Annotated in this window: 11 protein-coding genes and 1 pseudogene; 6 read left to right on the top strand and 6 right to left on the bottom strand. The window is 59.7% G+C overall.

What is annotated here, in order from left to right; translation table 11 throughout:
- Positions 1-77 precede the first annotated feature (77 nt).
- Both ACIBVQ_RS11995 and ACIBVQ_RS11990 read left to right on the top strand, forming a co-directional pair.
- Complete coding sequence (locus ACIBVQ_RS11995; protein WP_399177220.1) at positions 78-773, top strand: hypothetical protein; 696 nt, start codon at positions 78-80, stop codon at positions 771-773.
- A 114-nt stretch (positions 774-887) separates the two neighbouring features.
- Positions 888-1,649, top strand: a complete 762-nt coding sequence (locus tag ACIBVQ_RS11990) for a class I SAM-dependent methyltransferase (protein WP_399177218.1) — start codon at positions 888-890, stop codon at positions 1,647-1,649.
- A 266-nt stretch (positions 1,650-1,915) separates the two neighbouring features.
- Here ACIBVQ_RS11990 and ACIBVQ_RS11985 read toward each other — a convergent pair whose 3' ends face one another.
- Both ACIBVQ_RS11985 and ACIBVQ_RS11980 read right to left on the bottom strand, forming a co-directional pair.
- Positions 1,916-2,962, bottom strand: a complete 1,047-nt coding sequence (locus tag ACIBVQ_RS11985) for a methyltransferase (protein WP_399177216.1) — start codon at positions 2,960-2,962, stop codon at positions 1,916-1,918.
- A gap of 282 nt (positions 2,963-3,244) precedes the next feature.
- Complete coding sequence (locus tag ACIBVQ_RS11980) at positions 3,245-3,415, bottom strand: hypothetical protein (protein ID WP_399177460.1); 171 nt, start codon at positions 3,413-3,415, stop codon at positions 3,245-3,247.
- Between ACIBVQ_RS11980 and ACIBVQ_RS11975 the strand changes: the two genes are divergently transcribed.
- Together ACIBVQ_RS11975 and ACIBVQ_RS11970 are read left to right on the top strand one after the other, a co-directional pair.
- Positions 3,349-3,633 (top strand): hypothetical protein, encoded by a 285-nt coding sequence (locus tag ACIBVQ_RS11975; protein WP_399177214.1) that lies wholly within the window; start codon positions 3,349-3,351, stop codon positions 3,631-3,633. The genes ACIBVQ_RS11980 and ACIBVQ_RS11975 overlap by 67 nt on opposite strands.
- A 113-nt stretch (positions 3,634-3,746) precedes the next feature.
- Positions 3,747-4,058, top strand: a complete 312-nt coding sequence (locus ACIBVQ_RS11970) for a DUF6355 family natural product biosynthesis protein (RefSeq protein WP_386192202.1) — start codon at positions 3,747-3,749, stop codon at positions 4,056-4,058.
- A 272-nt stretch (positions 4,059-4,330) separates the two neighbouring features.
- On the opposite strand, the pseudogene ACIBVQ_RS11965 reads toward ACIBVQ_RS11970, so the two are convergent.
- Positions 4,331-4,543, bottom strand: a pseudogene (locus ACIBVQ_RS11965) (IS5/IS1182 family transposase); the annotation flags it as partial.
- Positions 4,544-5,056: 513 nt separating this feature from the next.
- Here ACIBVQ_RS11965 and ACIBVQ_RS11960 point away from each other — a divergent pair.
- Positions 5,057-5,476 (top strand): hypothetical protein, encoded by a 420-nt coding sequence (locus tag ACIBVQ_RS11960; protein ID WP_399177212.1) that lies wholly within the window; start codon positions 5,057-5,059, stop codon positions 5,474-5,476.
- A gap of 507 nt (positions 5,477-5,983) precedes the next feature.
- Positions 5,984-6,514, top strand: coding sequence for a transposase (locus tag ACIBVQ_RS11955; protein WP_399177210.1), 531 nt, complete (start codon positions 5,984-5,986; stop codon positions 6,512-6,514).
- A gap of 150 nt (positions 6,515-6,664) precedes the next feature.
- Here ACIBVQ_RS11955 and ACIBVQ_RS11950 read toward each other — a convergent pair whose 3' ends face one another.
- The 3 genes from ACIBVQ_RS11950 to ACIBVQ_RS11940 all read right to left on the bottom strand — a co-directional run bounded on the left by ACIBVQ_RS11950 (position 6,665) and on the right by ACIBVQ_RS11940 (position 13,352).
- Positions 6,665-10,513 (bottom strand): NACHT domain-containing protein, encoded by a 3,849-nt coding sequence (locus ACIBVQ_RS11950; protein ID WP_399177208.1) that lies wholly within the window; start codon positions 10,511-10,513, stop codon positions 6,665-6,667.
- Positions 10,514-11,676: 1,163 nt separating this feature from the next.
- The gene (locus tag ACIBVQ_RS11945) at positions 11,677-12,519 is read right to left on the bottom strand and encodes an integrase (protein WP_399177206.1); all 843 of its coding nucleotides are present in this window, start codon (positions 12,517-12,519) and stop codon (positions 11,677-11,679) included.
- Entirely contained in the window at positions 12,519-13,352 is an 834-nt protein-coding gene (locus ACIBVQ_RS11940; protein WP_399177204.1) for a sigma factor-like helix-turn-helix DNA-binding protein, read from the bottom strand. Before ACIBVQ_RS11940 ends, ACIBVQ_RS11945 begins: the two co-directional genes overlap by 1 nt.
- Between the last annotated feature and the right edge of the window lie 205 nt (positions 13,353-13,557).

Raw genomic sequence — 13,557 nt, 5'->3', positions numbered from 1 at the left:
TTAATGCCGATACCTTCAACAATCGCGCGACATATGCCATAAGAAGTGGACGAGGCGAACTTTGGAGGGAATGTCCGGTGAACGCTGACAACGGTTTGGGCGACGCGCTCCGGCGCTCCGTCGGAACACGCACCCGCCGCCGACTGGTCACGATCACCCTGCTGGCGGGCGTGGCGGCGGCCGTGGGCATGAGTAAGGCACCGCCCGCAGGCCGGACGTTCGCCATGCTCACGGAAGCGGCGCAGAGCCTGATGTCGATCACGGTGCCGTTCCTGGGCGTACTGCTCACCCACGACCTGCGAAGAACACCTCGTACGGCACGGCTCGCCCCGACCCTGCTGGCGGCGACCCTGCTGGCCGCCGCCTTCGGCGTGTTCGGGGCCCTGACCTGCGCCCTGGCCCTCACCCTCACTCCGGCCGTCCCCGGAGTGAACCCCTGGCTCAACGTGGAGACTCTCGTCCTGGGCGGCGTGCTGGTACAGGTCGTGGCCCAGCTGACGGGTACGGCGCTGGGCCTGCTGCTACGGTCACCCGTGGTCGCCTGCCTCGGCACCATCGTGTTGCCGATGGGCCTGTGGCTGGTGCTGCGCGCCAGTCCCGTCCAAGGTTGGCTGGCGCCGTACGCCACCGCCCGGAACCTGCTTTCCGGCCAGATGACCCCCCTGGCATGGCTGCAATGGGGCACCGTCCTCCTCATCTGGGGCGTAGGTCTCAACGCCGTCGGCGCGGCCCGGCTGAGACGTGTGCCCGTCGGTTCGGGGAGCGCGTCGTGAACGTGCCGCCGCGGCTTCCCGACGAGTGGCTTTTCTCCGTCGCTTTCCAATGTCCACGGTCCGACCGATACCGGAAGCGATCGTCAACATGAACCGGATAAAGATAACGAGGAGATGACCGCCGGATCCCGCGCCCATTCGTTCAACGCGGCAGCCGCCCAGTACGAGGCGAGCCGTCCTTCGTACCCTCCCGCGCTCTTTGACTTCATTGAGGAATCACTGGGCCGTTCACTGGCGGGTGCCCGTGTCGCGGACATCGGCGCAGGGACTGGAATCGCGACCAGACTTCTGAGTGAACGGGGCGCCGACGTGATCGCCGTCGAACCCGGTGAGGCGATGGTCACCGAGTTCCGCCGGATGCTCCCTGACGTGCCGATCGTCCGGGGCGACGGCAACGCCCTGCCGCTGGCCGACTCCTCTCACGACCTCATCACGTACGCGCAGTCCTGGCAGTGGACCGATATCGAGCGTTCCGTCCCGGAAGCGCTGCGTGTCCTGCGCCCGGGTGGCGCGCTCGCCCTGTGGTGGAACACCAACGCCTTCGACATTGCGTGGATCCGCGCCCAGGACGAGCGCATCGCGCATCACTGTGGAGTGCCCCCGCACCCTGTGACACGTCCCGACGACGGCGAGGCCATCCGGCTCACCGGTCTGACCGGCCTACGGGTCGTCCGCCGACTGCTCCGCTGGCAGCGGACGGTCTCCTTCGACACGCACCTCGCCAACATCGGCAGTCGCTCGGCGTTCCTCGTCCTCGACCAGGCCACGGCCCACGCCTTCCTCACCGAGGAGCGTCGACGCCTGCGCGACGTCTTCCCCGACGAGACCCTGGAGGAGACCTACGTGGTCGATCTACTGGTGGCCACCCGTCCGTGACCTCCCAAAGGTGGGCCGCCTGTGACCGCACGAGTTGAAACCTGGGACGGCCCGGAGCGCTTCGAGCACCACCCTCTCCCCGCGACGTGCGGGATCCGGGAGACGGACCGACCGCCCCCTGTCCGTACGACGGAGACACCTGAACGCGCGCCGGTGCCCGTTGACATCGTCGCTCGGACAGATCGGCTCGACCCCGCGGGGCGGTGGCGGCGGGCAGCCGCACAGGAGTTCTCACCCGCTCGCCGGAGGCTCGGCGCGGGCCGGGATCAGCCGTCCGGGTCCTTCGGAGTCGCCTCCACGACGGACAGGACGGTACCGGTGGGGACGACGCGGGACAGCCGCAGATCGGCCGCCTCGAAAAGCTGCGAGAACTCCTGCGCCGTGCGCTCACGACCGACGAGAGAGGCCATCAGCAGAAGGTCGACGAGCTTCGCCTGGTGCGGGGCGTTGCCGGGGGGAACGACCGCGTCGATGACCAGGATCCGCCCGCCCGGCCGCATCGCCGTACGGCAGTTGCGCAGAATGGCCACGCACTGGTCGTCCTCCCAGTCGTGCAGGATGCGCTTCAGCAGGTAGACGTCCCCTTTGGGGACCTCGGTGAAGAAGTCCCCCACGGCCAGCTCCCAACGGCCACGGGTCTCCGCCACGTCCAGCAGGTGGTCTCGCAGGACGTGCTCGGCGTCGAAGAGCACGCCCCGCAGGCCGTCCCTCCGGCCCAGCACCTCCCGCAGCAGCCCGCCCTGGCCACCCCCGACGTCGACGACGACTCCCGATTCGGGGAATTCGCAGGCCGCGGCGATCGGCGCGTTCTCCTGGGCGGACATGGCCGCCATCCCATGGTGGAAGACGGCCGCCGTCGCCTGATCTTGTGCGAAATGGTCGAAGAACGGCATGCCGAAGATGTCGTCGAACGCCGGACCGCCCCGCTGCAGGCAGCGTTCCATCTCGCCGGCGGGCCGCCACATCGACTGGTCCGTGAGCATCAGTACGGCCGACCGCGCCGACAGGGGCGCGTCCGTGCGCAGCGCGTCCCCCGCAGGGGTGAGGCGGAACCGGCCGTCGTCCAGCTCCTCGAAGATCCCGCGGGTCGCCGACACCCGCAGGGCCCGGTACAGGCTCCGCGCGTTGACACCCGTACGCCGGGCCAGGTCTTCGACGGTACGCGGACCGTCCGCGAGATGGTCCGCCACGCCGGTCGCGGCCACGGCCCGCAGGGCGGCCGGGTAATAGAACATGAGCGCTTCGTCGATCAGGAAGGACGCCGACGTTCGGCCGTCGGCGGTCGCGCTGTCCTGTTCGTGGCGGCCTTCCATCGAGGTGCCTCCCCTGGTGGGATCTGCGTGTCCTTCGCCGGCGCGACGGAACACGCCGTCCGCCGACGCTGCGGTGTGGGACCTCGTTCGAGCCTATGGGCCTGCCGGATCTTCAACCATTGGCCTGGGGGGCGATATACGGCTGCACCGCGAGTGAGCATAGTGTCGCGCGAGTCACCGTGGGGTGCTCAACGATTTCCAGACAGTCAGGCGCATAACCTGACAGAGAGCCTGGAAGAGATAGGCACGTGACGCGACGTCGCAGGCGGTTCTCGCCCGAGTTCAAGGAGGAAGCCGCCCGCATGATGCTGGACGGCCCCGCACGGTCGCCTCAGCGGCCCGCAAGCTCGGCATGAACCCCACCCGCCCTCGGTAGCCGGGTGAACATGCACAAAACCATCCACCCCTCGGCCGGCCGCACCGGCGTCCGCCACGACAACGCGATGACCGAATCGTTCTTCACCGCGATCAAAACCGAGTGGCCGAACCGGTTTGTCTTCTTAAAGATCAGCACCGACCGGCAAACCGCACATCGGCGACGGCTCCGCCGTTGGCGCCGAGACGGGAACAGGCACCGATACCCGGTGAACGCCCTCATTGCCTGGGGCGCCGTCAAGCGAACCACCGCTCCGAAGACGTTAGTTCTCACAGGGCAGGCGCAACACGACTGAGGGACTTTGGCAGAAAACCTTGACTGTTTGGCAGGAATTATGATGGAGCAACCCAAATCCCACTGGATACTGTGGATGAAATTACGCACGACGCGAAGGGAAGTGAAATACGAATGCTTACCCGGATCCTCAAGACGGTTGGCGGCACGCTAGCCGCCCTGGCGCTGACCACTGCTCCGGTATACGCCAACGCCATCACGACCGCCGGCGACCCGGGCGGCGCGAGGGCGCTCGTCGAATGCGGTTACGACGAGGTCGGCGGGAGTGCCTACTACACCCACTGCAACTCAGATGTCAATGTCCTTATCCGTGTCGAACGGCACTGGGACCTGCCCGGATACGACCAGTGCGTACGTCCGGGGTCAACCTTCCTTGGCCTTACATACGAGATCAAGTTCGCGTGGTACAAGGGCGTTCTTTGCTGAACCGGTCATTGAGGTGATCTCAGCGAAATAGCTCGAACGACTGGATTTATTGGACGCGGACTTCCGGCCTTCGAGAGATATTACCGAAGGCCGGAAACAGGTACGGAGCCCGAGTCAGAAGAGAGTCGTCTTCACGGAGGGAAGGCTTACTGCCCGGTTGATGACGGCCTTGGAACGCATGGCCCCACTCGTACGCCTTGTCCACGTCGATGCCGTATCTCTGGGCGACGATCAGTGGGTGTTTGATCCCATGGATTCCGTCTGATTTGGGCTCAGGTGTCTCGCCAGGTCGGGGTGGATTCTCCGGTGAGGCGGCGGCTCATGGCTTCGGAGCTGGCCGGCAGGGTCTCGTAGTCGCGGGCCAGGCGTCGGTGGAGCATGAGCCAGCCCAGGGTGCGCTCGACGATCCAGCAGCGAGGCAGGACGGTGAAGCCTCGGTCGCCGGGGTCGCGGCGGACGATCTGCATGTCGATGCCGAGGGTAGCGGCGGTGTTCGGTCATGACCGTGGCGTAGCGCCGTACGGGTCTGCCGGCCAGAGGCGTATCGGTCAGGTCAGGCAGGTGAGGCGCCGCAGCCATCTGCCATAACGGCATATGGCGGGCATGTTTGGATCAAACGGAACCTGGGCGCAGAAGGTGTCCGTGTGCGTCTCACTCACCTCAAGTGGCGCGCATCTGTCCCAGAGTCTCCAACTCCATCAGCGCCGAGAACGCGAAGAACCGCCATCTTTCACCGCATTTATGAACCAAACACCCACCGAGACCGTCGACCCTCGCGTGGCGGTCAATCCGCGGCAGGCTCAGGAGCTCCTGACCATGGTCACCTACGTGGGCGGTCGCGGTCGGGGTCGGCGGCTCATGGCGCTGTTCGCGTGCATGTACTACGCGGCCCTGCGCCCGGCCGAGGCGGTCGGCCTGCGAGTGCAGGACTGCCACCTTCCGCTCAAGGGCTGGAGGCGACTGACGGTCGACGTCTCCCGGCCCGAGGTCGACACGCGGTGGACCGACAGCGGGGACTCAAGCATCGAGGGCGTGACGACGTACGGCCGGTACCGATCCCGCCGACGCTGGTCGAGATCCTCCGGGAGCACATCGCCGAGTACGGCACCGGCCAGGACGGGCGGCTCTTCCGGAGTGAGCGCGGCGGGGTGGTCGCCTCGACGGCCTACACCGAGGTCTGGCAGGAGGCCAGGAAGCTTGCTCTCGCTCCTGCCCAGGTGGCCTCTCCCCTGGCGCGCAGGCCGTACGACCTGCGGCACGCGGCGGTGTCGCTGTGGCTCAACGCGGGTGTCCCCGCTCCCGAGGTGGCCGAGCGGGCCGGGCACAGCGTGGACGTCCTGCTGCGGGTCTACGCCAAGTGCCTCGGCGGGCAGAAGGACGTGGCCAACCGGCGGATAGACGACGCGCTGGCCGCGTGAGCCGCATGCCGTACGACCAGGACCCCGAAGATCCCGGGGGCCCTTGGCGTTTCCGGAGGCCGGTTCCCGTCCCCGCAGCGCCCGGAAACCCCGGCTCCACCTGGGGAAACGCCTTCAAGATCATTGCACGTATGTCGGTGGAGCGGTGACACACGGCTGCTCCTGGCCGCGTACGACTGCATGTCCCGGAAAAGCAAAAGAGCCCCTCGCGGGGCTCTGAGCTGCCGTTTTGGCTGGTGGCAGGTGCAGGACTTGAACCTGCGTAGGCTGAGCCGACGGTTTTACAGAGCCCTGTCTAATGAGGCGCTGCACAGCACCTGATGTGCTAAAACGCAGCAGCGACGAGCGGCCAAGCACTTACGGCGACGCGCATACGACACAGCCCTTCCCAAAGACCGGCATCAGCTGGCGTTGCCGACCCCGACTTCTTAGTGTTGCGAACCCTCGTAGAGCTGACGAGGACCCGCCAAAGCTCACACCACTTGGGGCATTACCCTGATCACCCTCATGCTGTCCAACAACTCCCCCAAGCCAGCGCAGCAGCCGGCTTCACCCGCGAAGCCTTTACCATCGACTGGGACAACCACCAGGCCACCTGCCCACAAGGCCACCACAGCACCTCCTGGACCCCCATCACCCAACGCGGCAGCGACCGTCATCAGATTCCACCAACGCACCTGCCAGCCCTGCCCCGTCCGCCAGCAGTGCACCGACTCCACGAACAACGACCGTCAGATCAGCGTGCGCCCACGCCTCATCCAGGAAATCCTCGACCAGGCCCGCATCCGGCAAACCACCACCGCCTGGAAGAACGACTACGCCATCCGCTCCGGAATCGGATCCACCATCCACCAGGCCGTCGCCACCATCGGCATCCGCCGCGCCCGCTACCAAGGCAAAGAAAAAGTCCACCTACAGCACATCTACGCGGCCATCGCACTCAACCTAATCCACCTGAACGCCTGGTGGAACGGCCACCCACTCGAACGCACCCGAACCAGTCACCTCAATCAGCTCAAACCCGCCCCAGCCGCCTAACCCCAAACTGAGTTAACCAACAGACTCAACCTCCGATAGTGCAGAATCCCTAGGAGGTTTCTGAAAACCTTCGGTGCTTCACCCTGCCAGGGGAAGAGGCTGATTGGCCTGCTATGGCAGAGCCTGGAGAGGGTTTCTGGGCTGGAGGCCCTATAAGAGGGTACGCAATCTATTTTTTGAGACCATGGATGCAGAGCTAGCATCTACAGCTCTATCCATAAGAATAGCCCTGGCCTGCCAAGAGATCGCTTGGCTATTACAAAGCCGCCACCATATCATTTTTCCCGCAGTCCCATTTGGCAATGGTAGCCTGACGACGAACGACCTTAGAAGGTCGTCATCTTCATCTTTTTCGATGTGCCTCACCAGGTCATCAAAAGCTGATAAATCGCCTGCCAAAAGCCTAAGAAGTATGGAGATGACCCTGACTTGACGACCCATTTCTTGTTCGTGAGCCCTGAGTTGCTCGACTGGAATGGGAGCATCCACCCCGTGACCATAGAGCGAGAAAGCTAGGCGAAGCAACCCGGAATGCTCGGGCGCCTCTATCCAGGCAGCAAATATCCTACTAATGTCTATTGCCGCCCTCACGGCGGATCCAAAGTGTGGATAATGGTTACACTTATTTCCTATTTCGTTAAGAACGGGCACATCTAGCGACTTCTCGGAGAGGAGACGATGTGTGGCGCCTCCAGGGGCCAACTTCCAACTCTCCTCCATATCCGCGCTTTTGATCGCATTTCTTATTGAGCCCAAAGGTATAAGCTCATTCGCCCTGCACTCGGCTATGAAAAGATATGAAATCGCAAGAATATGCTTATTTATTTGATTATTCTCCAGTGCTCGACCGATCTCCTTTTTCCCGGATTCGTCATCACCGCCATAAGCGATGCCGTTAACTGCCTCTAGTGGAAATTTACCCTCATTTATCACGTAATCGATAGAGCTCTTTGAAGAGTCCGGTCGAATTAAGTCACCCGCCTTGACCCCTTTACGCCACTTGGTTTCCAACAGTTCCCATTTAGTCGGACCTCCCAGCCGTTCGACAATTTCAGCTGGTGTGAGGTCTGGGTTCTGAAGCATTTCGAAATAGCCTAGATTTACAACCCAAGGGAAAAATCCTTTTAATCCCTCCCAGCTGTCCTTCGACTGCTTAAGTCTGGAAAGGGCATGCTCAAGCCCCTTAGATGAAGGTTCAGCCGAGAAAGAAATAACATCCCTGAAGGGAATCCAGCGATTTGGAATTCCCTCGGATATCAGGCCTTCAAGCTGTTGCGATTCATCCTTTACAGCGCATAGCCGAAAAGAAAAGTTGGTCAACCGGCCACCACTTGTTACTACGTTAAAGTTGCTATCTTGGCCATCGTTTAATTCTTCCGACGTTAAGAACTTTAACCATTCGAGAGTCGAACTTCTATCTCTCCGACTACTAGAGGAGAAAGATCTAAAGTTAGAACGGGGTGAGCGGATTCTACGAAGGACGTCTTCTAGCGGTTGCGACTGTATAGTTGGAAGCGCTTGCAAAACTAGACTGACAGATCCAGTGACGAGTCCTAAAGTTGCGAACTCTAGGCGCAGTACGTCATCTAGTTGTTTATATTCCTCGCTGAGAATTCGGTAACTCGCTTCGTCGCCAGAGTCAGCGCAGAACCCTAGGTAGTTCCATGTACCGAGTCGGCTTATCCCGTCCTTCTGGTCAAGAACTTCTCGCACTTTCGCGTCTATCAAGGGTAAGGCACTATTATCCCTGGCCAAGCTAAGTGAATTTTGTGCTTCATTTGGTGGAAGGGCCAGTGCTTGAGCAGCTAGATCTGTCAGTAGCCTTTTCGGCCTAGGTTGCCTATTTGCTGATCCATCTCTAAGAATATCTATGGCTAGTCGAGAACCCGCGTACGTCACTCGCGAAAAATCATACTCGTCAGATATGCCAGCATTCAGCTCTGCACAAACTTCTAGCAGCCTTGGTCGCAGGGCTTGCCGGCTGGACAGTATTTTGCCCGCGGCGAACAGGCATACATTTCTCCAATATGAACTGGACCCTATATCGAGAAGGCGTCCAGCAATCTCATCGTCTGTCCCATCCAAGATGGCTTCCGCCGCCATAAACTCTTGAAGTGAACGGATCTCAAATCCAAAGTTATCAATACCGACTGGTACAATAAAAACTAGTCTTTCCAATGCGGAATTAATCAGAATATTCGCGAGATCAAGGGCTTCAGTATTATCGTATTCTTCGCTTTCGAGACGCTTAAGGACGAGATTACGGAAATCATCTTCCGACATTACGGATTCGGCGCCACCGTCCTCTTGACCACGAATCTGTAGTTGCAGTCCGAAGTAAGCATGGATCGCATCAACTTCGGTTTGATAATCTCTCAAAGCGTGACTTGCCAGCGTATCTTTTTCGAGCTCTCGCTGATAAATAACTCTGTAATATTCCTTGAAAAGGGAATATCTCTCTCGCGGAGGTTCGCCAATCCGCTCTAGAAGGACGCTCATAATCGTCACCTGTAGTGGTGAACGCATAAGATGAGCAGTATTAGGTTCAGATAGGGCCCGATCGAACCGACGTGTTACCAGTTCCCGGCGATCTGGATCGGAGATCTTATTATCGATTAAGCGTCGAAAATAATACGATGCTTCGTCCTGCCCTAGAGGGCTTAGTTCTAGATGTATATAGAAGTCTGGAGAGAATTCTTCCGTATATCCTTGAGGCCTTGTAGTCGCGACTAAGATCACATCACCATTAACAGCAGCAGCATCGATCCAAAAATCTTCTACGCACCTAAGGATCGCCGCTCGATTGCTAGTTACTGGGACCTCATCAAGACCATCCAGGACAACAAACCAAGGATATTCGCCCAACCAACGACGAAGGTCGGAAGCTGTGTAAGATGTGGCCATACGCTTGTTGATACGCTGTGCAAGGAAGTCAAGAACGGATACAGCTTTTCCTTCTGATATAGCATCGGCAATCTGTGTAAGGTTGATTCGGAACGGCCAACGCCTAGCGGTGGGGAACGGAAGCCTTTCCGCGGCTACCTGGGAGCGCACTCTGGCACTTAGCTTTTTGAGCTCAGATGCTCCATTAGGAGGCCGGCTTTCTAATAGAGCGCACCTATATACCTGGCAGAGCCACTGACTTACCGTGCTTTTTCCTTGCCCTGGTCCTCCAACTAGTACAAATCGATTTCTCTGTGCGCCTGCAACATTTTCGCTTTCTATGCTGGATGGTGCGCTTTGGCAAGCATCTGCTACTGAAATTAAGGTGTGCAGCACAGTAGCATCATCCTGTACACGCATACCTTTCTTTAAGGGGAGATCTATCATAACGTCAGCCAGATTGGTCGGGTCATCGCTGGCCGATCCCGACTCACGCATATTAACGTTTTTCTCTTCTGAAAACTCTCGCGCCAGATAAGACTCCATTGTTACCATGAAGTCTTTATCCTTACCTTCGAGCTCATCGAGCACGTTAGCGAGTACGTCTCCGGGAGTTATCCAGGCGCGATAATTGCGGCGAATAGCGTGCGCATCATCCAACATGCGGCAGATGTGTTCATGATGCCAAACCCGAAAACCTTTTAAATTGATTTGATCACCCAACTGACCTAACTCTTTTCCTACCTTATCCATTCCTCCCGTGTCTTCCACGCCACTTAGCTTAACATTGGTAACAATGATGTAATATTGTGGCGCGCGCGACTTGCTGGGCTTCTCTAGCCATCGCGAAAACTCTTTTTTCAGTTCACCAATCAGCCATTTTGCGTCTGCGGCTGGGGTGGTTATTTCCTCCTTGGCCTTAACCTGTATGATTCCATAACCATTCCATGGGCCAGAATCAGTATCAATTGGGACCGGGCCATCAAATGTTGCTTCTCTACCCCCGTCTGGACCACTGCCAAATATGCTTAGACCATTTCCTAGTACCTTTAGAGCCAAAGCTTGTGCTAGATCTTCGAAATCTGCCGAGCTAAGGCGCTGGAGCTCGTAATTCATTAGGCCACTCCAAGGGGTGAGGGGCTCGGAGAAGACACTGCCGGAAGAGCTATCATAGAGTATTTCGTGACCCTGTGTGGTGTAGTTGAAGCAGAAATGGTGCCATCTCTCGTGTGGCCCTCTCCGCTACGCGAGCTGTAGCTATACCGCCAGCTACTTGCGTACGGTCCTTCAGGCTCCGTGCGTCCCGTCACCCTTGCTCCTGCTCTACGGACCTTTCAAATCGATCAGCCTCAGCCCAACCGGTAACCCGCTTCGATGCGGCTGTGACCTGTATCGATGTGAGATCCGTCTAACAGTTCGGCCTTGATAATGGGGGCTTGCCAGAAGGCGACACATGAAAGTGTCCGAAAAGTCCGCGATTGGACATGATGATGGCATATTTCCCTTTCCTGGGGTGACGGAGACCGCTGGCGCCGAGGAAGGAAGCTTCATGCCCATAGACACGTCCAGCCCCGAATGACCCCGCTGATCCCGCTGGCCAAGCCAAGGGAGCATCTCTCGATGTATAGATCGTTAACGCTCTGGCCTATTGGCTGTAGGCAGCTATACCTGACGGCTGCTGCCCACGATCTACCATCCTGCAGACGGCCTACCTCTGCTGGCGCCCGCGATGGGACGAGGGCTACGGGGAGCAGGTCACCACTGACTAACCTCAGCAGCCCCCCTGCTTAGCCTACGGCTGAGTGGACCAGGCTATCGAGGTTTGTTCCTGTAGTGGGTCGAGCACATTTGCAAGTGTGGTTGTTCGACGTGATGGAGGTATTCGGGCACTGGACGCTGGTGGGCGCACTAGCCTGGACAGTGCGCCGGTTCGCCATGGTCACACGTCGCTGAGTCATGGAGGATATCTTCGCCTTGGGCCGCTGCGTCCGCCTAGCCAAGGACTACGGACACCTACACCTCCGAGAATGCCATCAACTTAGTTGATGGCATTCGCCCTGCTCCACCACCTCGTCCGAGCACAGATCTGATATTTTTCAGAAGCCTTCTAGCGGCTGCTGCTCAGACCCAGGCGTGTGGTCGGTGAGTGCCTGCCCGAGCTGAAGATCTGCAGACAAGCAAGCTGGCCAGCTAGTGCCTCCAACGGATCAAGCAGAGAACTGCCTCTATTAGCCGTATATAAATTTTCATTCAGCCGGAGAGGTAAGGATGCCTGACCTTTACGTGTCTTCGCCAAGCACGGCATCTCGGGTTACTGCCAGAAGGGCGGTAGCGTCGTCATAGCGCTTCGTTCGTGGGAAGCGCATGCCATTCGCATCGTCATTCTCCGCCCGCCGAACGCATGCGATGAGGCTTTCGGGTCCTTGTTCAGCGAGCATCACCATGAGTTCCGACCAGTCGCCGAGCGCAAAATCTACGTAGCGCGCCGCTCCATCACTGAGCAACGCTACTCGCCGTAAGTCATGAAGAGCCAGGGAGCCATTGAGCGCCTGATATGCCGCCTCCGGCATTGTGGCTGCGACCCAATGGCCGCCTGGACGGTTGCGAAGCCTACGCTGCTCCGCGACGAGTTGAAGCCGCTCGGCCTGGTGTTCTGGCGTGCCGGGACGAAATTTATTCATTCGTTTGCGGGTCTCGGAGCCGATCTCGTCGATGCGACGATCAGCTAGGTGGCAAATACCGTCGTGGCCGTCAAGTACGAGAACGGCGTCAGAGAGCACGAGGTAGTCGAGGCGCTGCTCGTTCTCTCGGATCAGGACGGCTGTCGCTGATGGGGATCCTGGGTTCTGGAGGTCGCAGGTTCCTGCGTGAAGTGCGGTAACGTGAGAGATCCCTTCCGCTAGCGCGTCAGCGAGCGGAATTTCTCGATTGGTGATGAGAAGGTCCATCACGCGCACTCCCAAGGTTTCTACGTACCACGGTGTTCCGTGGATGCACCCTGAGCCAAGCTCGGGCGGGCCGCCAGCACCATCGAGCACGAGGGCAGCCCGGGTCGTGGCCAGCACGAAATCTTCATTGGGACGGCTCTCTGTTCCGGGAGCTGTGGCAAACGTGATGCGCATCAGGCCTCGTCATGACGGTAGAGCGAAGTCAAGCCTCTGCTGGCGGTGACTTGGTGCCCTTCGGGAGCGAAGTCACACTCGATGGCCATGGAGAAACGACGCGTGCGCACCTCTTCGTAGAGCTTCGCGAGGTTGTTCTCCACAAAGTGGATCACTCCTTGAAGGCCCATCGCGTGAATACCGCAGGCGTACAGGAATGTTCCGTGCTGGTCGGGGCGTGGGAGGCGTGCCAGGTAACCGACGCAGGAGTTCTTCCCCGAGTCCATCGGTGATCGGTACACCTTGTCAGCCCGCTGATCCACCAGATGCCACCCCTGGTCGTCCTTGCGGAACTTGAGAGCGTGATCCGCCTCAAGTAGCTGTGCGACCAGCGGTGAAAGCCGTGGTCCAAGCATCACCACGAGGTTGTCCCGGTTGAGATCAAAGATCCCCGGCGGAGCGACGTACTCCAACGAGGAGTCGAGGTCCATCCCGCGAGCGAAGGCCTGCAGACGGTTGGCGGCCTCGACTGTCTCCTGGGCAACAGCCGGCCTTCCAAACTCGGACTCTTTCTTGAGGGCGACGGCGACAGTGAGCGGTCCGATGCCGAGGAAGGCGCGCTCCGGTGGCGGCCCCGCTTTGGCGAGCTGGCTCACGCGCGCCCGCGTCAGACCGAGCGCCTTGGCTATGTCGGCCTGGGTCATGCCGCGCTGACGAAGCTCGTCGATCACTTCTCGCCGGACGCGAGCGAGCTCAGTTATCGCTGACTGGCACTCCGTCAGAAGCGCCGTCGCGCGCCTCCCCCTGTCCACGGGGTCGTCGACCTCATGGAGTCGCTTCAGGTCCTCAAGCATCTTGCACCACCCGGATTGTTAAGAGGGCTAGCACAACTCTAGCGATTCCCCTTGACGAAGGCGAGCAAGCCGTCTTACCTTCGTGACTGCAAGCCCCCTTAACAAGGCCAGGCGCGCCCCCTAAGCCGTCTGCGCCCGAGGGAAGCCGTACCGCTGAGGTAGTCCCTATCCGCCAAGACACAGGACTGCCCTCTACTTCTCGACA

The sequence above is a fragment of the Streptosporangium sp. NPDC049376 genome, from assembly GCF_044466505.1.
In the GTDB taxonomy this organism is placed as follows: domain Bacteria; phylum Actinomycetota; class Actinomycetes; order Streptosporangiales; family Streptosporangiaceae; genus Streptosporangium.
The sequence above is the reverse complement of the archived record's forward strand: the minus strand, read 5'-3'. Positions and strand labels throughout refer to the sequence as shown.